We start from the raw sequence: 21,064 nt of genomic DNA, 5'->3' as shown, positions 1-21,064 counted from the left end.
ACCGAGCGAAGCGAGGTTCCACGGAGAATCCTGATCCGCGCACTTCTTGGCTGCCAGCGGCAGCCAACAGTGCGCGAGGATGAGGAGCGACGCTTGCGCCGCAGGCGCAAGCGAGCGAACTCATCGGTAGCCGAGCGCGGGTCGGCGCGGCGGCAGGCCCATCGGGGCACCTGCGCGAGTGCTGGAGAGCCAGCGGCAGCGAAGCACGACGTATACACATGTATACATACGTATACATCTGCCGACGTCCGGCCTGAGCGCCCGGAAGCCCGCCGTCTGGCCGCTTCCGTTCGGAAATCGCCATCCGCGGTGAAAAAGTTCAAACGGGCGAGGGCGCCGTAGCTTCGTCATGCTTCGCGTGGCAGTCTTAGTCCTGGCGGCCGGCGTGTCAGGCCTTCCCGTGCTCGTCGAAACGCCGGCGGACGCGCCGTCGTTGCAAGACGATCCCTGGTTCCAACAGTGGGCCGCCGAGCGGTCGGGCGTTCAAACGGCGCCCGTCGGCGAGACGTTCGAGTTCCACTGCAAGGCCTACTCGCCCTGCGCGGCGCTGCGGTTCGTGGCACCGGAGGGCGCCCGCGGCTACCGCATGACGCTGGGCTCGCAGCTGGCCGGAGGCTACGGCGCTCGCGCGACGGGACTTTCGGACGTGGCGCCGCAGGCCGAGCACATGCTCGACCAAGGCGGCTGGAGCCTGGGCGGATACGGCTTTGGCCGCGGCGGCCCGCAGGAGTTCACCTGGAATCTCCGCGAGGACATGGGCAGCGCGCGAGAGTGGACCTTCACGTTCTCGCCCTTGTCGGGCGAGGAAGGAGGCTTGATCCGGGTCCTGCTCGAGTGGCTGCCGTCCTCGACCGACGCGTCGGGCAGCTAGGCTCGACCGGTACGACCGCTTGCTTCTTGCGCTCGCATTCGATTCGGGCCTGCGTTGCCGTCTCGCCCCCGCAACGTCCGCATCCTCGCAGCCGTGAGCGCGCTCCAGGATCTCGCAAGCGAGATGGTCTTCCCGCTCCTGCCGCTCTTTCTCGTGGGGCCCCTTGGCGCGCCCGTCGTCGCGGTCGGCTTCATGGAGGGTCTCGCCGAGACCGTTTCGGCCGCGCTTCGGCTGGGCGGCGGGCACGCGAGCGACCGGACCGGTCGGCGCAAGCCGTTTGTCGTGGCCGGTTACGCCGCCTCCGGTCTTGCCAAGCCGCTGTACGCTCTTGCCTCGGTCTGGCCGCACGTCGTTGCCGCGCGGTTCCTCGACCGCGTTGGCAAGGGCGTGCGCACCGCGCCTCGGGACGCGCTGTTGGCCGACTCCTCCGACGCGCGGCGGTACGGAGCGACCTTCGGCTTCCACCGCGCGATGGACACGTTGGGCGCCGTGGGCGGGTCCGCGGCGGCGTTGGCCGTCGTGGTGCTCGCGGCCGGCCAGACGCCGTTCCAGTCGGTTTTCGTGTTGGCCGCCGTGCCGGCGTTGGCCGCCGTGCTCGTGGCGACGCTCGTGCGGGAGGTTCCCGGCACGCCGCGCGCTCCGCTTCGTCTCCGCGGCGCGCTTGCCGCGCTTCCGCGCCCGCTCAGGCTCGTGCTTGCCGCGTCGGGTCTCTTTGCGGTCGCCCGGGTGAGCGACGCCTTCCTCCTCGTGCGCGCGCACGAGTTGGGCGCCGGATTGGCGGAGGCTCTCGCGCTCTACGTGCTCCTGAACATCGTCTTTGCCGCCACCGCGATTCCGGCTGGGCGGTTGGCCGACCGCGTCGGACGGTTGACGGTCCTTCTCGCGTCTTTCCTCGTCTTTGCGGTCGTCGCCTCGGGCTTTGCGCTTGCCACGCGCGAGACGCTTCCCGTCTGGTTCGCGGCCGCGGGGCTTTTCCTGGGACTTTCCGACGGGGTCGCGCGGGCGGCCGTGAGCGAGCTTTCGCCCGCCGGCTTGCGCGGGACGGCGCTTGGCGCCCACAGCGCGGTCCTCGCCTTTGCCGCCCTTCCGGCGGGAACCGCGCTTGGCGCCGTGTGGCAGCTCCTTGGCGCGCCGGTCGCCTTCGCGCTTGCGGCGGCGGTGGCGCTTGCTTCCGCCGTCGTATTGGCGTGGGCGCGGCGCGAGGCCCAAAAAGGTATATCCGGCGTTCCCGCATGAGGCGCCGTTGCCCGTCTACCTCCTGCGGTACGGCGAGATCGGCGTGAAAAGCGCGATCGTCCGATCGCGCTTCGAGCGCAAGCTCGGCGACAACCTCCTTGCGCTCCTGTCGGCCCGCGGCGCGAAGGGCGGCATCGAGCGCGAATGGGGGCGCCTGCGGCTGCGGTGCGACGACGATGCGGCCGCCTCCGACGCGCTCTCGCATCTTTTTGGCCTCGTCTCCTGGAGCCGCGTCACGGAGCTTCCCGCCGACCCGTCGGCGCTGAAGGAGCACGCGGCCTTGCGCGCGGGCGCGCTCCTTGGCGCGGGAACGCGGTTTGCGATCCGCGCGCGGCGCACGGGGGAGCACGCCTTCACGAGCGCGCAGGTGGCCGGCGAGATCGGCGCGGCCGTGCTGGCGCGCGTTCCGGCCGCCCGCGTGGACCTCTCGGCGCCCGAGCGCGAGTTCTTCTTCGAGATCCGGGACGAGCGCGCGTACTACTACGAATCCGTGGAGCCGGGACCCGGCGGCCTGCCGGCTGGCGTGGAAGGCGTTGCGGCGGCGGCCGTGGGGGACCTTCGCGGCGCCTGCGCCGCGTGGATGGCGTTGCGGCGCGGTTGCGACGTGCTCGCCCTGCCGGTGCCGCCGGGCGGCGACGACTCGATCGCGGCCCTGCGAGCGTGGCATCCGCCTCTTCGCGTTCTGCCGGCCGCGGGAGACGATCCGCTCGAGTGGCGTTCCATCGCCTCGCGCCATGGCGCAAGCGCCGTGTTCGTCGGCGCCTCGCTGGAGCAGGCGGTCGCGCTTCCGGCCGGCGATCCGCCGTTCCTTGCGCCGCTCGTGGCGCTCCGCGACAGCGACGTGGCCCGGCTGTCGGCCGTGGTCCGCGGGCAGTTGCCGCCGTATGCGGTCGCGCGGGAGGTCCTCGCGTGAGGGTCGTCGTCCTGGGCGCCGGAGCGGTCGGAAGCTTCGTGGGCGCGCTCCTTTCCCGGCGTCACGAGGTGACGCTCGTGGCCCGGCGGGCGCACGCGGAAGCCGTCGCCGCCGCCGGGCTTCGGGTCACGGGTGGAACCGATCTTCGTTCAAAGCCGAACGCGGTCATCTCCGTGGCGCAGGCGCCGCCCGCCGATCTTGTCCTCCTCACGACGAAAGCGTACGACACCGAGCGCGCGCTTGCGGAGGCCTCGCCCCTTCTCGTCTCGCGCCCCTTCGTGCTCTCGATGCAGAACGGACTTTCGAACCTCGACCTCGTGGAGGAGGCCGTGGGCCCCTCGCGGGCGCTTGCGGCCGTGACCACGCATGGCGTCACGTTCGTGGCGCCCGGGCACGTCGAGCACGCGGGCGCGGGCTACACGCGCCTGGGATCGCGCGGCGCGCCGCGCGACGAGGTCGCGCGCTTGGCCGACGAGCTCTCCGCGTGCGGGCTTGCAACCGAGCCCGTGGACTCCATCGACGCTGAGCTGTGGGCCAAGGCCATCGTGAACGCCGGGATCAACCCGGTCGCCGCCATCGCGGGACTTCCCAACGGCGCACTCCTTTCCGATCCGGAGCTCCAAGGAGCGATGGAGGCGGCCTGCCGCGAGGCGATCGCCGTGGCCACGGCGGCGCGCGCCCCGCTGCCGGAGGACGATCTCCTGGAGCGTGCGCGGATCACGGCCGAACGGACTGCGGCCAACAAGTGCAGCATGCTCCAGGATCTCGAGCGGGGCCGGCGGACGGAGATCGACGCCATCAACGGGCGCATCGTCGCCCTTGGCGCCCAGCACAGCGTCCCGACGCCCGTCAACGCGACGCTGCTTGCGCTCGTGCACGGCATCGAGCGCACGACGCGCTACTGATTCGCGCGCGCAAGCACGCGTCTCTCCCAGACGAAGATCGGGATCGCGACGAGGCTCATGGCAAGCGCCACCCACATGGTCGCCGTGTAGCCGGCCGCCTGCGCGACGACGCCTCCCATGAGGGGGCCCAGCACGTTGCTCATGGACTGGGCGCTCTGCAGGAGGCCCGTCGAGGTGGCGCGCTCGACGTTTCGCTCCATCACGTACTTGAGCGTGCCCACGTACAAAAGCGCCCACGACAGGCCCAGGACGACCTGGATCGCAAAGAGCGCCGGAAGGTCCGCCGCCGCAGCAAGGAGGAGGAAGGTGAGGGCGGAGGTCGCAAGCCCGCCCACGACCATGGGGACGCTCGCGAAGCGGTCGGAGACGTGCATGAAGGTGAACTGAAAGATTCCGTTCGCCGCGTACAGGAGCCCGATCTCGAGGTGGGTCGCGCCGAGAAGGGCAAGGTGGATCGGGAAGACGGCCCACACGGCCGCCGCGCCGGTGTGCCGGATGGTCATGGCCGTGTACGCGGGAAGGTTGCGGGCGATGACCTCGCGCGGGAACAACGGCACCTGGACGCGGACTTCGGGGCGTGGCGGCAGGAGGAACGAGACGGCAAGCGCGGCCAGCAGGAGCGCCCCTCCGGCCACGAACACCTCGCGCGGATCGCCAAGGAGCCCGGCGACGACGTTGCCAAGCGCAAAGCCGAGGCTCCCCCAGGCGGCGAAACGGCCCGGGCGGCGCGTTTGATCGTACGCGTACGCGATCAAGGCGGCCGGAAAGGCGCCGGACCCGATGCCAAAAGCGACGCGGGCAAGACCGAGCGACACCGGATCCGTCGCGACCGCGACGAGAAGCGAGGTGAGGCCCGCCACCAAGAGGCCCGCCCGCAGGACCAGGCGCTTGGCGCCCAGCCGGTCGGCCGCGCGGCCGGAGAGCCACCCCGCGAAGAACACGGCGGCGCCGTAGGCGGCCACGATGAAACCCACTTCCACGTCCGAGGCGCCAAGGGTCTTGGCGTGCAGCGGGACGAACAGGCCCACGGCCGAGAGGCCAAGATGGCTTGCGATCTGCACCGCGTAGGTGGGGCCGCGCGCGAACTGCAACGCGCCGGCAAGGCGCGACGCTTCGTTAAGGCTTCCCTACGCGGCGGCCGGCGCGGTCGCCGGAAGGCCCGGCGGCGCGGCGGGCGCCGCGGCGGCGGGCACAAGCAGCGTCGCGCGTCCTTCGCGGCGTGCGCCCAGGACGCCGGCCTGCTGGAGACGGCGCACGTGCCAGGAGACAAGCGCGGGGGACATGCCAAGCGAGGCGGCCACCTCTTTCTGCGTGGCGCCCGGCCGGGACCGGACGAAATCGGCGATCTCGCGCGCGCGGTCGTGACGCGTCGCGGCCAGGCGCGCGCGGGTTCCCTCGGGGATTCCCATGGGGAAGTAGCACGTCTTGTTGCCGTGCCGGTTGGCGACGATCATGCGAGCCTCGCGCAGCCGCGCGAGGTGGTACATCGTGGTGCCCCAGCCCGTGCCGGCCGCCTGCGCGATAGCGCTTGCGTGGGTGCCCGGATTCGCGCGGATGAGCTCGAAGATCCGCGCGCGGGCCCCGTTGTCGAGAAGCTCGCGGGGCGCCAGGCGGGAGTAGAGCGGAGCGAGGAAGCCGAGGTAGTGCAGGAGCGAGAGCCCCGCGACGGCGGCCGCGGCGCCGGCGGCGCCGCCGGCGAGCGCGTGGTGCTCGGGGGGAATCGAGGACGGAACCGCTGCGGCGGCGGATCCCAGCGCGGCGATCCCAGCCGCCACGGCCGAGGCAAACACGAGGAGGCCTCGGGCGACCGCGTTTGCAAACGCGACGAGGCCGGAGACCACCGCGTCCGCGGCCCGCGCGAGCCCGTCGGTGACCACGATCGTTCCGCTGGCAAGCGCGGCGCCAAGCCAGGACGCGGCCGACGAGAGCGCCGCGACGACGGCCTCCAGGAATGCGAGCAGCGCGGAGCCCGCCGCGCCCAGTGCCGTTCCGAGCGCACCGGCCGCGCCGGAGAGCGCCAAGCCAGCGCCGGAAAGAAGCGCCGCGACTTGCTCCACAAGCCCGGGCGGGGCCTTCTCCACGGGGGGCGCGGCCTTGCTCGAAATCTGGCGGACCGGTGCGGGCGCGTCCTTGGCCGCGTGGGGCGGCCCGGACCCCGGCTCGACGGGAAGCCCGGGCAGATCGCCGGGCGCGGCGGCGGCGACGCTTGCCGCAAGGATGCAAACGAGGACGCCCGCGAGGATGCTGCGCGCCATGGCCCAAAGCCCGGTGGAACGTGCGCTGGACGCTATATAGGAGTTATGGATACTCCCTTTGAATCAGCCGCAAAGACCGGAAAAAAACCGGACGTTGCATGGTAATGTTGCCATGAGGGCGGTCATTTCGAAGGTTTTCCGAACGCAATACGGACACAGCACGCTTTTCGTCGCGGTCGGCCTTCGGCCCTCCATGGACGCGCGCCCGCAATCGCTCGAGGGCCTTGTCGAACGGCTGGCTTTGCTCACCGCAATGAACGCGATCATGGCGCAGACTTCGTTTCTCGCGATCGAGCGGCTGCGCATCTCCACGCAGGTCGTGGACGAGAACGTCACGAACGACTTTGGCGCGCAGCTGTTTGCCAAGTGCGAGGGGCTCGTCGAGGCCAGCAACCGCGAGATCGAAGCGATCGTGCGGTCGCCGCAGCTCTTCGCCGGTCGCGAAGCCGAGCGCGAGGCCCTGCTTTCGCTCCTGGAGGCTCGCCGCGAATTTGCAGGCAAGCTCGCCCCCGTGCCGCAGAAGAAGCGGGAGTACGAGAGCCTCGAGCGGATGTATCGCTGAAGGCGGCCGATCCCGGGCCTAGATCGTCAGCACGATCTTCCCGAACGTCTCCCCGGCCTGCATGGCGCGGAGGGCCTCCTTGGCCTGGTGGAGCGGCACGACGCGATCGAGGACGGGGCGAAGCTGCTTTTTCCAGACGAGATCCATGACCGCCCGCGTCTCCCGGTCGCTTCCCATGGTCGAGCCGACGACGGACACCTGGCGCCAGAAGATCGGCGCGAGGTCGAACGAAACGTCGTAACCCGTCGTGCCCCCGCACACGACGACGCGCCCGCCTTTGGCGCAGCTGCGGACGCTCTTGGCAAGCGTCTCCTTCCCCACGTTGTCGAAGACGACGTCCACGCCGCGCTTTCCCGTGAGCTGCCAGACCTCCCGGTCCCAGTCGGGTTTCTCGCGGTAGTTCACGACGTGCTCGGCGCCCAGTTCCTTCACGCGCTTGGCCTTCTCCTCGTTGCTCGTGAGCGCGATCACGCGCGCGCCGACGTGGCGGGCGATCTGGACGGCGGCGGGCGACAGGCCGCCGCCGGCGCCCACCACAAGCAGCGTCTGCCCCGAGCGGAGCTGGCCACGATTGAGAAGCGCGCGCCAGGCGGTCTGGTAGACAAGCGGCGCGGCGGCGGCCTGCTCGAACGGGAACCCGAGGGGCATGGGAAGCAGGTTTCGCGCGGGGACCGCCACAAACTCGGCCAAGGTGCCGCGCGCGTGCTCGCCCACGATGCGGTAGCTCCGGCAGAGGCTCTCCTCGCCCGCGCGGCAGGCCTCGCACTCGCCGCACCAAAGGCCGGGATTGATCGCCACGCGGTCGCCGGGTCGAACGCCCGCGACGCCCGGGCCCAGCGCTTGGACGGTGCCTGCCGCGTCGCCGCCAAGCACGTGCGGCATCGCAAGCTTGAGCCCTGGGATGCCCGCAAGCGTGAAGAGGTCCAGCCGGTTGAGCGCGGCGGCCTTCACGTTGACAAGGACCTCGCCCGGGCCCGGTTCGGGCCGCGGGATCTCGCCCTGCCGGATCTCGTCGAGCCCGCCGTGCTTCTCGATGAAGGCTGCGCGCATGATCGAACCCTACAGCTTCACGTTCGTGTTCGTCGCCGCCCCGCCCACTGGAATGTTCTCCGCCCGCCACGCCTTGAGCCACGCTTGCGCCTCGGCCCCGTCCTTGTAGTCGTGGTTCACGTCGACGTCCGCGCTGTGGCACTTGGGGCACTCGGGCGAGGGATAGGAGAGCAGAGCGCCGGGTTGGGAGCCCGACTTCGTGCCGCGCGGGGCCCAGAACTTGTCCGGCGCCACGCGACCGCACGCGCGGCAGCGGAAGATGAAGAGCTCGAAGGCGGGGGCCGTCATGCGGATCGAGGGCACAGGGCGCCCCGCACCTAAAAGGCTGCGGCCGCCGAGGCCGGCGGCGCCAGGGCGTCGCCGGGACCCTCCGCGGGCGCCGCGAGCGCAAGCCCGTGCTCCGTTGCCGCGTAGGAGCGGGCTGCGTCTGGGCGCGGTTGAACCTCAACGAGCCCCTCGCTCGCGAGACGACCGACGCACGCGTGCGCCGTCGCCAACGAGACGCCGGAGCGCGCCGCCAGCTCGCGCAGGCTCCCGGCGGGGCCTTCCCGGAGGGCTCCGAGCAATCTTCGCGCCGAAGGGTCGCGAAGGAGCCGCCGCGCGCGCCGGGCGCTCGGGGGTCGGCCCGGGACATGGAAGCAAAGGCGCTTGCCGACGTTCTCGGCCGCCAGCATGCCGCTGGCCTGCAACCGGCGGAGGTGATAGCCTGCCGTCGTGGCGGAAACGGCAAGCGCCCGCGCCGCCTCGCTTGCCGTGACGCCCTCGTCCCGCTGCGCGAGCTCGTAGAGCCGCTGCCGCAGACGGTGGTCGAGGGCCTCGTTGGGCAGGAGACGATGGAGCAGGGGCAGGGCAAGGACGAGGAGGCCTGCGACAAGACCCAGGATCGCCGGAAGCGGCGGGAACTCCGCAGTTGCGTACGTCTGCGAGAGGCCAGCGTGCGATGCGTCGCCGTCCGACCTTGGAACCGCGACTCGCGTGACGAAAGCCTCCGCGCGCGTGAGGGCCCGCTCCCGGGCGCCTTGCAGTTCGTTTGAGGTCGGCGCCGATCCGGCCTGCCCCCCAAGCGTCAGGGCCGCGTGCGCGCGCCCGACGTGCGCCGCAGGATCCGCGCTGGGGACGCCGAGGTCGGGAAGGTGCGGAAGATCGGGGACGTCGGCGCCGGGAAGCTCCGGCACGGCGGGCGTCTCCAGGACGGGCGCCTCGGGCGAGGGGGTCTCCAGATCGGTGGCGCGCGTTTGCTCGCGCAAGGTCGCGACCTCCTCGGACGTGGAATCGAGACGCTCCCTGGAGTTCGAATGGGCTTCGTCTCGGGCCTCGGAAACGGCGCCCCGCGCCCCTTGGTAGCCTGCGTTGAGCAACTCCGTGGTCTCTTCGTGGGCCGAGCAGGTCGGCAGGCCCTCGCAGGACGAAACGAACATGAGCGCGGAAGCCGGGCCGGCCATCACGAACGAGAGCGCGAGGACGGCCACCGCTGCGGGGACGACGCTGAAGCGCAGTCGCGAACACCTCTCCCGCCGGAAGGTCCGCTTGCCAGTACAAAAGGTTATGCGCGGACGCCCGAACGCGGCGACACGCCGAAGGGCGCAAAGAGATTGGACCCCGGACATCGAAAGCAGACGGCATTCTCGGCAGGAGCCTTGAAATGACGTATGGAACGCCTGCCGCGCAAGGCCCGACCCGGCCTTGAACGTGTCTTGCGCGACCGTTCGGACATCCCAGCCAAGGTTGATGGGCGACGGCGTGGAACGCAACGCCGCCGGCGGCGGCACGGCCGCGCGCCGGTGGAGAGAACCGCATGACAAAGACCCGAATCCGAATCTTGGCCGGCGCCACGGTCGCGTGGCTTGCGCTGCTCCTTGCGACGAGTCTTGTTCCCGGCGGCGCGGAAGCGTCGCACAGGATCACCAGCAAGGACGGCGTCCTCGTCTGCGCCAGCGACGCGGGGTTGTGCGAAACGCTCGTCGGAGCCTATGACTGCGTCTACGACGCGCGCCGCGACGGCTGCGAGCGGCCGCTTCCGGGTCCCCCCTAGACGCTGGAGTGTCGAACCATGCACGCTCGAACTGCAATCTGCCTGCTCGCCGCGATGTTGCTCCTTGGCTCGGGCACGGTCCTTGCCCAGGAGGGCGGCCGCTCCAAGAACGGCAGCCTCGTCTGCATCGGCACGGGCTGCGACCTCGTAATCTGCCTGTACGACCGCCTTCACAAAGAAACGTGCAATTACGAGCGGCCGCTGCCCGGCCTTCCGCCTTGAACTTCCATCTCATCGACGGAGTGAGTCCATGAACCAGAACCCGCGTCTTGCGAGCCTGTCGTCGATCGCCCTGCTCCTGGCCCTTGGCATGCTGGCCGGCGGCGCCGTTGCCGGCCACGGAACGGATCCATGCGAAGGTCCTGGGCTCCCAGCCCATCCTTTGAGCGGCACCGAGTACTGCTGCGACGTGAGCGGCTTCCCGCCTGAGCCGAGCAACTGCCGCGGGCACCTTAGGATGCGCCTGTGAGGGGATTCGAATGACTACACGGATCTTCACCGCCGGACTCCTGCTGGCCCTGGTCGCCGCTTCGTCCCCGGGCGCGACGGCCTACCCGCTGGGCTGCGAGCCTGCCGGCGACGGGCTCGTCTGCCGTGTGCCGCCCGACGGCTGCGACTGGGACGACCAAGCCGACCCCTGCGGCGAGGGCCGCGGGCTCCTCGAGTTCTTGGGTCAGAAGCGAACCGTCGGATTCCGACTCTAGATCACCCGACACCAAACGAGGGATTGAACATGAACCACCGAACCACGAAGACGACCTTCGCGGTGCTCGCCCTTGCGGGCGTGGCGGCCGCGACCATGGTCCCGGGCTTGCTTGTGAACGAGGCGGAGGCCACCGAAGGGCGCTGGATTGGCGTCGGCGTCTGGCGCTGCCAGGGCGACGATCACAGCATCCTCCTCGTGTATCCCTACGTCCTCGAGAAGAATCCCGACACCACGAGCCCTTGCCCGGCCGAAGAACCAGCCACAGAGGGCGAAGGCGACGCGTAGGACACGCCAGCCGACGGCGGTCGTGACCCGAGACTCCGTAGCGCCCTTGCGGCGACCGAGGCGAAACCATGCTCAAGCGCTCCCCCACCTACCGCGCCTTCACGCTGTGTCTGGCTCTTGCCCTGTTGGGCGCCGCAGGCGGCTCCCAAGTGCAGTCGGGCGCCGGAAGCAGCGAGCGCTTCCAGGAGGTCACGCTGCTCTCCGACGGCGACCGGCTTGCCCAAAGCGTGGCCGCCGACCTTGCGGACGTTGCGCGCCAAAGCGACGTTCGTTTGGACCGCGTGGACGTCGCCACCCCACGCGAGTTCCTGGACGCGCTTGCACGTTCCAACGCCAAGCTCGTGATCGTGGTCGCCCACGGGCAGGAAGGCCTGGGCCTCTTCGTGGGCGGAGCGCTTGTTCCTCGCGACGAACTCCTCGCGGCGCTGGAACAATCCGGCGCGCGCCACGTCTTCTTCGCCACCTGCGATCTGGGCTTGCCCGCGCGCGTGGGCGACACGGACGTGACAAGCTTTGCAGGTCCCGTGGACGCGCGCGTGGCCACGCTTCACGCGATCGAAGGCTGGAGCCAGCTCTACGGAGAGCCGTCCACGGTTACGCGCATGGCCGCGGCCTTCGAGGACCTCCTGCAACGATATGGCGGCGCCGACGCGTACTTTGGCCGCCTGTTCCTGCCGCAAGAGCCCCTGCACCACGACAGCCAAGTCAGCCGCGGCTGGAACTGGTACGCGCGCGACAAGTGCTACGACAAGCACACCGCGCCCAACGATCTCGAGTGCGACAAGCAAACCAGCGAGGACGACGAGAAGCTCAGCAAGAAAGCCCAAGCCGGCGCCGCGGCGCAGATGGTCGCCAAGCAGGCGCTTACCGCAAGCCTCGACACGCTCACGCGACTTGGCGTCCTCACGCGCGAAACGGGCCCGCAATTCAACAAGAACTGGAACTACGTGTACATCTTTGGCAAGTGGCCCCCCGGCGCCTTCGATTGCGTGCCCGTGCTGGGGCTTATGGATCTTGTCATTCCCGGGTACACGATCAACAAGCAGAAGCTCGACATGTTCGCGGCCCGCAACGGCGCCGTGACGGGAAAGGTCGAGTTCGACGTGGTCCGATTGGACCTTTGCGGCGCCGTGTACGGCGGCGTGCTTGAAAACCGCAGCGCCGGGGGAGGCGGATCCTTGGCGGCCCAGATCGGCCACCCCCACGCCTACGAGTTCAAGATCGGACGCCTGTGGTGGGGAAAGGAGATCAAGATCCGCGTCGAATCGTGGGTGGGCATCGTCGTCACGGTGGACCTTTCCGCACGCGTGAGCTCCGGCTCGCTCGTGCTCACGCTGGAAGCCTACCTCGACTTTGTCGCCCACGGCTCCATCGGCTGGAAATCCGGCGCCTTCGCCAAACGCCTATGGGGCCCCTTCCACCGAAGCTGGACCTTCGGAGAAAACGGCCAAGCAAACGCGGCTTCCTCGTCCAGCCTCGGGCCGGTCACGCCTACGTTGCCCGGTGCCGTGGAAGGCTCCGAACGCGCCATCCTCTTGGCCTTGGCCGAAGGACACCTGGCCGGGCTTTCGCGCGACCCCGACAAGCGCGCCGCGCTCGAGGGACGCCTGGGCCGCTCCCTCGAAGAGGTTCCGGCTGGCACCGTCCTTGACTTGTCCGACCCGACGTTCCACGCGCTGTTCGTGGGAGACGGCGAGCCACTGCACACGGCCTTGCGCCTGCCCGGTGGCTACGTGCTGGGCTCCGGCGTGCAACCGCGCGTGGGTGGCCTCCAAGCTCGGGAGCTTGCCTCCTGCGCGCCGCTCCTGACCGTCGCGGTCGCCGCCGCCTGCGACGGCCAAGCGAAGGCAACGTCGCAGTCGGCGCCCACGTGCGCCTCGTGGCAAGGCTCGCGCGCCTGCGCCGAGACCGGTGGCAAGCCGGGCGCGTCCCTGGAAACGCGCGAGCCCGCGGGCGAAGCCTTCGCTCGCGCACACGACACCAAGCGCACGGTGGACGACCAGTTCCATGCACGGTGGAACCAAACGTGCAAGGACGCTTCCCGCCTTGCGCCCGGAGGCGCCGGCAACGACACGCTCGCCTTCGCATGCGAGAAGGGTCACCCGGCCTATGACGAGACCGACGCGGACCCCGGACACGTTTGCCAGTTCGCCAACGGGACGTCGACGCCCTGGATCGGTCCCACCGGAACCATGGCCTTTGGTTGTTACCACTACCGCCTGGCCACGGCCGGAGGTTTTCTCGCCCCCGACCACGCGGGGCGCTTCCACGTCGCCACCACCGTGCTTTCGGTGGACGCCAACAAGGACGCCTGGAGCGTCGCCGTGGAATTGTGTCCGCCCGGAGGGATTCCCCTCGCGTGCGACGCCGGCGCCGGGGGCGCCGTCAACATTTCCGATCCGCGCACCTACGACACGGTCACGTGGATCGACCGGCAATTGACGCAATGGTACGAGAGCTTCGACGGAGTCGGCGGCCTGTTCTGCGGGTTCCACCAATGGTCGTGGGCCATGCTCGGCGGCGCAAATCCAAACTGTCCCGTGTAGGAGGGATTTTCACGAGAACACCCGCGACCATACTGGCCCTTGCCATCCTGCTGCCCGGTCTTGCCGCCGCCGACGCAGTCGACGACACGCGCGAGACCCTCGGAGGCGTCGAGCGCGACGCGCGAGACCTTGCAGACCGCATCGCAGAGGACGCGATCGAGGAGGCCCGGTGCCTTCTGCGCGCCCCGCCGCTTGCAACCCACCAGGGGGCAAACGCACGCGCCCAAGGCGCAAGCGGCCGGGCGTTTGCGGCCGCGGAGCTCGCCTACGATGCGGCGACGCGCCACGCCGTGGACGCCGCCACCGACCCGCTGGGTCTTGCAGCCGATCCCGACGCGCGCGCTGCCCAGGCCGACGCCGACGCCACATCGACCTACCAGGCCCTGGATCCCGGGCAGGCGGCCTTGGCGTTGGAGGCCCCGTGGATCGACCACGCCGCGGCAGACTGGAACGCGGCCCGACATTGGGCCATCCAGGGCGTCGTGCTGGGCCAGGACGCTCCCGAGCGCGCGCTGTGCCGCGCGCCCCAAGCGATCCAGGAGGCTCGCAACAACACGCGCTCGCACGTCGAGGAGGCGCTGGAGGATCCCCCCTCGACCCCGACGGCGTCGTCTGCGGCCGGTCCCCTGCCCGTTCCGGGTTTTGGCTCCGGTGGCGATCCCAACAACGGCATGGTCAACCAGACGGTCTGCCCGCGCGTTCCCCTGCAACTGGCTTGCGCCGTCGCGCGCGACGTGGACCGCATCCTGTATTGTGCCGTGAACATGACCGAGACCTTCCCCGGCCAGGCCGCCGGGTTCGTGGAGGATCGCGTGGAGGAAGCCCAAGGCGATCTTCATTCGATCAAGTGCCAGATGCAGCGGCACGCGGTGAACCTGTCGTGGATTGCCGTGGGACTTGCCTTCGACGCTGCCTTCGTGGCCGTCGACGTGGCCTTTGATGCGGCGTTCCTCGTCGTGGACGTAGCGTTGGATGCCGCGTTCTGCGCGATCGACGTCGCGTTCCTCAAGCCTGGCTGCGCGACGGCGATGCCGGGGCAGCTCTTCGGCGCGGCTTCGGGCGTTGCCGGTCGCGCAGCGTCGTGCACGTTGGATGTGGTGGATCAGGTGCCCGGCTTCCCCGCGATCCTGCAGCCGCCCACCCAAACGCCCAACGTGAGGTGCTACGAGTCGGTCGTTGGGTAGGCCGTTGGCGCCGTGCCCTACTCCCCGTCGCGTAACCTCCATATACGTTGTCCGCCCCTCGGACGACGCATGCCGGCGGAAGCGGGGACGCCCAATCTCGTAGGTCGCGACGCGGAGCTGTCGCTCCTGTGGCAGAAGCTCGCGGCCACGCGCGATCACGGTCGCGGGTCGTGCGTCGTGTTGTTGGGCGAGGCGGGGCTCGGGAAGACGACGCTTGTGCGAGAGTTCGAAACCCGCGCCAAGTCGGGCTCCGTGCGTTGGTTCGAGGGCGCCTGCCTGCCCGAAGCGAGCGTTCCGTTCCTACCGTTTCACGACGCGCTCACGAGCTACTTTGCGCTGCGGGAGGACGACAGCAGCGAGAACCGGACCAAGAAGATCAGCGAACGGCTCAAGGACGCCTCGCCCGAGCTCCTGCAGCTCGTGCCCGTCGTGGGCAACATGCTTTCGGCAGGCGCCGGATTGTACCGCGCGCAGCGTCTTGCCCAGGTTCGGGACGCCACGCCCGCCGACCCGCGCGAGGAGCGGGAGCGCCGCTTCGAAGCGATGGGACGGTTCTTGTCCGGCCTGGCCAAGCCGGAGACGCCGGTGGTCGTCTTCGTCGACGACCTGCAGTGGGCCGATTCCTCTTCGCTCGCGTTCTTCCACTACTTCGCCCGCATCGTGCCCAAGCACCCGATCCTGCTGCTGGCCACCGTGCGGGCCGAGGAGGCCGAAGGACCGGCGAACGAGGCTCTCACGATCATGTCGCGCGAGGGGCTCGTCGAGCGCCTTGCTCTCAAGCCGCTGGGTCCCCAGGAGGTGGCGCGGTTGGCCGCGATCGAGCTTGGAGCGTCGCCGACCCCCGACCTTGCCTCGACGCTGTCGGCGGCCACCGACGGCAATCCGCTGTTCTGCGTCGAGACCCTGCGCATGCTGCGCGAGGAGTCGGCCCTGGAGGAGGATGACGGGCGCTACCGTCTCAAGAAAGGTTCGCGCGTGCACCTGCCGCAGAAGGTCACCGACGTGCTGGCGCGCCGCAGCCAGCGCCTCTCGCGCGACGAGCGTCTCCTGCTCGACTGCGCGGCCGTCTTTGGCACGTACTTCGATCCGGTGCTCGTCGCCGAGGTGCTCGCACAGCCCCCGCTGCAGGTCCTCCAGCGCTTCGAGGAGATCGCGCGCGCGCACCGCGTCCTCCTGCCCGCCGGCGAGGACCACCTCGCCTTCTCGCACGGCAGCCTGCGCGAGTACCTCCAGGCGACCCTCTCGCCGGCCCTCCGGCGGCAATACCATCTTCAGATCGCCAAGGTGCTGGACCGCCAGGGTCCTGCGACCGACGAGAAGGTCGCGCTCACGGCCTTCCACGCCATCGCGGGCAAGGACACGGCGCTTGGCATCCGATGGTCCGTGGAGGCGGCGCGACGAGCTCGCGCCAAGTACGCGAACGAGGAGGCGCTGCGATGCTACCGCGACGCGCTTGCGCTCATGGAGCCCGACGGCGAGCGCGCGACCGTGGCCGAGGAGGGAGGCGACCTCGCCGCCGCCAACGGCGAGTACCGCGAGGCCGAGCGGTTGTACCGGGATTCGATCTCCACGGCGCCCGAGGACGGAGCGCGCCGGGCGCGCGTGCTCGTCAAGATCGTCGAGATGTGGAGCTCGCTAGGGAAGATGCGCGAGGCCCACAAGCCCTTCGAGGAGATGGACGCGCTTTTGCCCAGCATGGACCCGGCCCAGCGCGCGCGGGCGCTCTCGGTCAAGAACTACTACCTTCTGACGTTGGGCGAGGACGTGAAGGCGGCCGTGGACGCGACGGCCCAGGCGCTCGAGCTTCTCACGGACCTCCAGGCCCCGCGCGAGGAGATGCTGCGCACGTTTGCGCGCCACGCCTCCACGCTCAACTACAGCGGCCGCTTCCGCGAGGCGCTCGAAGCCTGCGCGCGGGCGCGCGAGCTCGAAGCGGCCGGGTCCCCGGACGTCTCCGTGCGCCTGCGGACCCATCTCAACGTCGGCATGGCGCTGGCGGGCCTCGGGCGCCTGACCGAGGCCATCACCACGCTGCGCGAGGGCCTCACCCTGGCCGAGAAGACGGGTCGCCACCAGTTCGTGGACCTCCTGGGCCGGGAGCTTGGCTTCTGTCTCGTGGACGCAGGCGAGCTCGCGGAGGCCCGCACGTGCCTGGCCAAGGTCGAGCTCTCGCTTCGCAAGATGAACCTCGTGGACGCCGGCGAGAACGAGCCCATCCGCGGCCGCATCGAGCTTGCCGAGGGGCGCACGGCCGAGGCCATCGCCGCCTTCGAGCGCGGCCTCGCCGGCGACCGCGCCGACTCGGAGCACCTCTTCGTCCCGCGCCACCTGTGCGACCTTGCCCAGGCCCGGCTCGCCGCGGGCGACCTCGACGGCGCCGAGGCCGCCGCGCGGGAGGCGCTGCAGCTTGGCCGGCACCACCTCCACGTCGTACCCAAGGGCCGTCGCACGCTCGCGCTTGCCCACGCGGCCCGCGGCGAGCGCGAGGAGGCGCTGCGGCAGCTGGATCTCGCGCTTGCGACCTGCCAGGAGCTTGGCATGGAAGGCGAGGCGGCCCGCGTGCAGCTCACGCGCTCCAGGGTCGTCGGCGGCGCGCAAGGGCGCCAGCTTGCCGCCGCGGCGCTTGCCGTCTTCGAGCGCGGCGGCTACGTGCTCGACGCCGCGCAGGCGCGCCCTGCCGCCGCGGGCCTGGCGGCCGACGCCAAGCCCGCGGCGCCACAAAATCCTTAAGGCGATCGCGCGCCTCCCCCGCTCCATGGATTTCGCGCTCACGGAGGAGCAGGAAGCCATCCGCAAGATGGTGCGCGAGTTCGCCGCAAAGGAGATCGAGCCGCGCATCCACGAGATCAACGAGAAGGGTGTCTTCCACACCCCCGTGATCCGCAAGGCCGCGGAGCTTGGGCTCCTTGGCATGACCGTGCCCTCCGAGTACGGCGGCACGGGCACGGACTTCGTGTCCTACTGCATCATGATCGAGGAGGTGAGCCGCGTCTGCGGCTCCACGGGGCTCACGCTTGCGGCCCACTGCGGGCTTGGCACAAGCCACATCGCGCAGGGAACCGAGGAGCAGAAGCGCGCGTACCTTCCGAAGCTCGCCTCGGGCGAGAGGATCGGCGCGTGGGCCTTGACCGAGCCCGGATCCGGCTCGGACGCGGCCGCGCTTGCGACGACGGCCGTGCGAAAGGGCAACGAGTGGATCCTAAACGGCGAGAAGACGTTCTGCACGAACGCCCACTTCGCCGACGTCATCACCGTCATGGCGAAGACCGATCCGGGCAAGGGCACCAAAGGCATCACCGCCTTCATCGTGCCCAAGGGCACGCCCGGGTTGAAGATGGGCAAGCTCGAGGAAAAGCTTGGACTCCACGGATCCGCGACGAGCCAGTTCTTCCTGGAGGACGCTCGCGTCCCGCACGCAAACGTCGTCGGCGGGGACGCGGGCGTGGGCGCGGGTTTCGTCGGCGCGTTGAAGACGCTCGACTCCGGCCGCATCGCGATTGGCGCGTGGGCGCTTGGCATCGCGCAGGGCGCGCTCGACGCGAGCCTCGCGTACGCCAAGGAGCGCCAGCAGTTCGGAAAGCCCATCGGCGCCTTCCAGGCCATCGGCTTCAAGCTTGCCACGATGGCGACGGAGATCGACGCCGCGCGCTGGCTCGTCTACCGCGCGGCGTGGCTCAAGCACCACGGCCGCCCGTTCAAGAAGGAGGCGAGCATGGCCAAGCTCTACGCCACCGAGGCGTCCATGCGCGCCACGAACCAGGCCATCCAGATCCACGGAGGAAACGGCTACACGACCGAATTCCCCGTGCACCGGTTCTTCTGCGACGCGAAGCTCGGCGAGATCGGCGAGGGCACAAGCGAAGTGCAGCGCATGGTCATCGCGCGCGAGCTTGGGCTTCCGGCGGAGTGAGATGGGCGCCGTCCTTTCCCCGGTGGTCGAGAGGGAGATCCGCGACAGCTTCCGACGCCAGTCGTTCCTGCGCCTGATCGGCGCCACGCTTGCGGAGGTCTCGGCGGGCCGCGCGGTGGTGGCGCTCGACGCGCGGGAGGATCTGCTCCAGCAGCACGGCACCCTGCACGCCGCCGCCGTCACGGCCATCGCCGACGTGGCCGCCGGCTACGCGGGCCAGTCGGTCTTACCCGCCGGCTCCTCGGTGGTCTCGGCCGAGTTCAAGATCAACTTCCTGCGCCCCGCCGCGGGTCGGCGGTTCCGCGCCGTGGGCGAGGTCGTCCGCGCGGGGCGAACGCTCACGGTCACGCAAGCCGTGGTCGAGCAAGTGGACGGGGCCAAGTCCGTGCCTTGCGCCGTCCTCCTGCAGACCATCGCGAAGGTGGAGCGGCCGGAGCGGCCGTAGGCGTTCGCGCGGAAGGTCGCAAGCCGAAGGCACGCCGCCGCCGGCCGGCTAGCAGCGCCTGCCCTGCGGCGCGGCCACCGTCCTGCGATGAATGATCATCGCAGGCCGGGCCGCGTTGGCAAAAGGCGGCGGTTTTGCATCATCTCGGAAAATCATCGATCAAACCGACTAGACTCTGTCGAAAGTCGGCCCTGATCCGCTCAAGATCGGCAAATCGTCGATTTCGGTGGGCCCGGTTTCAAAACCTTCAATATCGTCCTGTCAAACCGTGACATGCCGCTCGCGATGCGTGCTTGCGGCACGCCGCGGGAACTCGTGTTGCCGTACCTGTCGGGATCGCTCTCCCAGCGACCGCTCTTGCCCTTGCCGGGGTGATCGGACGCTTGCGGGCTGAGCGGACGCTCCGGCGCAAAGCGCGCTAGAGCGTCGGCTCCGACGCGCCGCGGCCTCGCGCGTTCCCCAGGGAGGGATTGGGTTTGAGGCCGTGGGTGATGGTCGTCGTAGCGCTAGCCAGCGCCCTGCCGGTTGCGGCGGGGGCGCAGGTGCTCCTCGAGGAAAGCAAGGCCGCGTACGCGGAGGTCGGGCGGACGACGGTGCGGGCCCCCGTCGCCGTGGTCGGCATGGTGCGTTGCGCGCCGGACGCGTCCGCATCCTGGCACCGCGAAGGCCCCATGTACGCGCTCGTGGAAGCGCAGCCGGACTGCTTGGGCCTTCGCCGGTACGTGTACGTGACCGCGCCGGGCGCGCCCGACCCGCGCGGGGACGCGAGCCTGGCTCCGACCGGGCTTGTCGTGCCCTTCACGGACCCAAACGGCCTGCGCTGGCGCGTCGTCGAGTACGCGTACGGCGGCGCGCGGGCGGGCGAGGGCGGTCCGCACCGCGCGTTCGTGTCGGAAGCCGGCCCGCGCGCCTTCGACCGGACGGCGGGCGCGGCCTACAACTTCGTCTCCTTCGTGGACGTGGGCCTCGTCGAGCCCCAGCGCGCAAACACCGTGGACGCGGTCGCGTACTTGGGCGTCCGCCCGCCGGCCTATTGAACGCGAGCGTCCCAACCTTCAAGTACCGCGGGTCCCTAGGCGAAGCGGGCAACGCCATGGGCCCCCGCGCGAGCGAGCCCTCAGGGCTTATGCGCTGACCGCGGGACAACGCGTTTCCCAAAATGCCGCGAGACGAGCCGTCTGCGGGTCAGGATGGCGAGCAAAGCCGTACGGCTGCTGTGATGCCGGACTGTTAGCAGGCGGGCACAGCGGCACCTTTTCCTCGCGGTCCAACCGTTCCATTTATTACAGATACCCCTCGTTCGCCCGTCCATGCGACGGGCAGCGGCCGCCTGGGCCATCCTCCTGCTTCTGGCGGTGCCCGCGGCCGGGGCGCAGGACGCCGGCCCCCTCCTCGTGGAGACGCTCGACGGCGAATCGTACGAGAAGACGATCGGGCCCGGCGGCGTGGCCGACTTCCGCTGGTGGATCGTCAACCGAGGGACCACGCGTCTCGTCGTGCTCGCCGACACGACGCTTCCGGGCCTCGATTGGAACGCCACCGTCCTTCCCTCGAGCTTCGTGCTCGAGCCCGAGCAGGCCACGGAGCTCCTCTTCCGCGTCCAGTCGCCGCAGGTGCTCGAGTCCACGCGCGCGGCCGCGTCGGTCGCCCTCCGCGCCGTCGAGGAAGGCGCCGTGCACGCGCCGGTGGTCCTCCGCGTCGGCCTCGTCGTGGAAGGGAACCCGCTGGTGCTCGGCTTCTTCGAGAACCCCCTTCCCCCGCCGCTTGACGGCTCCATGGGCGCGTTCCTGCTCACCTTCGGCTTCTGGGTGCTCTTTGCCGCCATGACGATCGCCTTCCAGGAGCCGATCCTCAAGTGGTTCACCCGCCACGCGAGCCGGCGCGCCAGCCTGCGCATCGTGCAGATGCTGCGCGTGCCCGTGTTCGTGGGCGTCCTGTTCTACGGGTTCCGCCAGTCGTTCGAAACCCTGCCGCCGGTCGGGTATGTCGGGCTTGCGATCCGCATCGTGGACGCTGCCCTCATCCTCGTTTGGGTGTACGTCATCTACAAGCTCTTCCGCGCGGCGCTTGCGATCGCCTTGGTGTTTGCCAAGCGCACCGAGACCACCATGGACGACATCGTCCTGCCCATCCTGGGGAAGGTGGGCGCGGTCATCATCGTCCT

The 21,064-nt window shown here is 70.1% G+C and carries 22 protein-coding genes; 17 read left to right on the top strand and 5 right to left on the bottom strand.

Annotation, left to right across the window (positions count from 1 at the left end; all coding sequences use genetic code 11):
• The first annotated feature begins 349 nt into the window (after positions 1-349).
• Genes VM681_11175 through VM681_11160 form a run of 4 tightly spaced genes read left to right on the top strand, consistent with a single transcriptional unit; the run spans position 350 to position 3,925 of the window.
• Entirely contained in the window at positions 350-871 is a 522-nt protein-coding gene (locus VM681_11175) for a hypothetical protein (protein ID HVL88547.1), read from the top strand.
• Positions 872-925: 54 nt separating this feature from the next.
• A complete protein-coding gene (locus VM681_11170) occupies positions 926-2,107 on the top strand; it encodes an MFS transporter (protein HVL88546.1) in 1,182 nt (393 codons plus the stop codon).
• Positions 2,108-2,114: 7 nt separating this feature from the next.
• Positions 2,115-3,020: a THUMP domain-containing protein gene (locus tag VM681_11165; protein HVL88545.1), complete on the top strand. Its 906-nt coding sequence runs from the start codon at positions 2,115-2,117 to the stop codon at positions 3,018-3,020.
• Positions 3,017-3,925: a ketopantoate reductase family protein gene (locus VM681_11160; protein HVL88544.1), complete on the top strand. Its 909-nt coding sequence runs from the start codon at positions 3,017-3,019 to the stop codon at positions 3,923-3,925. The genes VM681_11165 and VM681_11160 overlap by 4 nt, the downstream gene beginning before the upstream one ends.
• Here the strand turns inward: VM681_11160 and VM681_11155 are convergent.
• On the bottom strand, positions 3,919-5,016 hold the full coding sequence (locus VM681_11155) for an MFS transporter (GenBank protein HVL88543.1): 1,098 nt from the start codon (positions 5,014-5,016) through the stop codon (positions 3,919-3,921). The two genes, VM681_11160 and VM681_11155, sit on opposite strands and share 7 nt — an antisense overlap.
• A gap of 36 nt (positions 5,017-5,052) precedes the next feature.
• Complete coding sequence (locus VM681_11150; protein ID HVL88542.1) at positions 5,053-6,180, bottom strand: winged helix-turn-helix transcriptional regulator; 1,128 nt, start codon at positions 6,178-6,180, stop codon at positions 5,053-5,055.
• A 193-nt stretch (positions 6,181-6,373) separates the two neighbouring features.
• Here VM681_11150 and VM681_11145 point away from each other — a divergent pair, with 193 nt between their 5' ends.
• Positions 6,374-6,742 (top strand): hypothetical protein, encoded by a 369-nt coding sequence (locus VM681_11145; protein HVL88541.1) that lies wholly within the window; start codon positions 6,374-6,376, stop codon positions 6,740-6,742.
• Positions 6,743-6,760: 18 nt separating this feature from the next.
• Here the strand turns inward: VM681_11145 and VM681_11140 are convergent, their stop codons facing one another.
• Genes VM681_11140 through VM681_11130 form a run of 3 tightly spaced genes read right to left on the bottom strand, consistent with a single transcriptional unit; the run spans position 6,761 to position 9,261 of the window.
• Entirely contained in the window at positions 6,761-7,792 is a 1,032-nt protein-coding gene (locus tag VM681_11140) for a zinc-binding dehydrogenase (GenBank protein HVL88540.1), read from the bottom strand.
• Between the two features lie 9 nt (positions 7,793-7,801).
• Positions 7,802-8,080, bottom strand: coding sequence for a hypothetical protein (locus VM681_11135; GenBank protein HVL88539.1), 279 nt, complete (start codon positions 8,078-8,080; stop codon positions 7,802-7,804).
• Positions 8,081-8,109: 29 nt separating this feature from the next.
• A complete protein-coding gene (locus VM681_11130) occupies positions 8,110-9,261 on the bottom strand; it encodes a winged helix-turn-helix transcriptional regulator (protein HVL88538.1) in 1,152 nt (383 codons plus the stop codon).
• Positions 9,262-9,587: 326 nt separating this feature from the next.
• Between VM681_11130 and VM681_11125 the strand changes: the two genes are divergently transcribed.
• The 12 genes from VM681_11125 to VM681_11070 all read left to right on the top strand — a co-directional run.
• Positions 9,588-9,824, top strand: a complete 237-nt coding sequence (locus tag VM681_11125) for a hypothetical protein (protein ID HVL88537.1) — start codon at positions 9,588-9,590, stop codon at positions 9,822-9,824.
• A 54-nt stretch (positions 9,825-9,878) separates the two neighbouring features.
• Entirely contained in the window at positions 9,879-10,046 is a 168-nt protein-coding gene (locus VM681_11120; protein HVL88536.1) for a hypothetical protein, read from the top strand.
• A gap of 28 nt (positions 10,047-10,074) precedes the next feature.
• A complete protein-coding gene (locus VM681_11115; GenBank protein HVL88535.1) occupies positions 10,075-10,293 on the top strand; it encodes a hypothetical protein in 219 nt (72 codons plus the stop codon).
• A 10-nt stretch (positions 10,294-10,303) separates the two neighbouring features.
• On the top strand, positions 10,304-10,528 hold the full coding sequence (locus tag VM681_11110; GenBank protein ID HVL88534.1) for a hypothetical protein: 225 nt from the start codon (positions 10,304-10,306) through the stop codon (positions 10,526-10,528).
• Positions 10,529-10,557: 29 nt separating this feature from the next.
• On the top strand, positions 10,558-10,815 hold the full coding sequence (locus VM681_11105; protein HVL88533.1) for a hypothetical protein: 258 nt from the start codon (positions 10,558-10,560) through the stop codon (positions 10,813-10,815).
• A 68-nt stretch (positions 10,816-10,883) separates the two neighbouring features.
• The gene (locus VM681_11100) at positions 10,884-13,361 is read left to right on the top strand and encodes a hypothetical protein (protein HVL88532.1); all 2,478 of its coding nucleotides are present in this window, start codon (positions 10,884-10,886) and stop codon (positions 13,359-13,361) included.
• Positions 13,313-14,545, top strand: a complete 1,233-nt coding sequence (locus tag VM681_11095; protein ID HVL88531.1) for a hypothetical protein — start codon at positions 13,313-13,315, stop codon at positions 14,543-14,545. Before VM681_11100 ends, VM681_11095 begins: the two co-directional genes overlap by 49 nt.
• A gap of 69 nt (positions 14,546-14,614) precedes the next feature.
• Complete coding sequence (locus VM681_11090; GenBank protein HVL88530.1) at positions 14,615-17,275, top strand: AAA family ATPase; 2,661 nt, start codon at positions 14,615-14,617, stop codon at positions 17,273-17,275.
• A 25-nt stretch (positions 17,276-17,300) separates the two neighbouring features.
• The gene (locus VM681_11085; protein HVL88529.1) at positions 17,301-18,455 is read left to right on the top strand and encodes an acyl-CoA dehydrogenase family protein; all 1,155 of its coding nucleotides are present in this window, start codon (positions 17,301-17,303) and stop codon (positions 18,453-18,455) included.
• A 1-nt stretch (position 18,456) separates the two neighbouring features.
• Positions 18,457-18,900, top strand: a complete 444-nt coding sequence (locus VM681_11080) for a PaaI family thioesterase (protein HVL88528.1) — start codon at positions 18,457-18,459, stop codon at positions 18,898-18,900.
• A gap of 491 nt (positions 18,901-19,391) precedes the next feature.
• Complete coding sequence (locus VM681_11075; protein ID HVL88527.1) at positions 19,392-19,937, top strand: hypothetical protein; 546 nt, start codon at positions 19,392-19,394, stop codon at positions 19,935-19,937.
• Positions 19,938-20,210: 273 nt separating this feature from the next.
• The coding region (locus tag VM681_11070) for a hypothetical protein (protein ID HVL88526.1) at positions 20,211-21,064 on the top strand (854 nt) is incomplete at its 3' end.

This window comes from Candidatus Thermoplasmatota archaeon (assembly GCA_035541015.1).
GTDB lineage: Archaea > Thermoplasmatota > SW-10-69-26 > JACQPN01 > JAIVGT01 > DATLFM01.
Note: the sequence above shows the minus strand (reverse complement) of the source record. Positions and strands in the feature narration are given on the sequence as shown.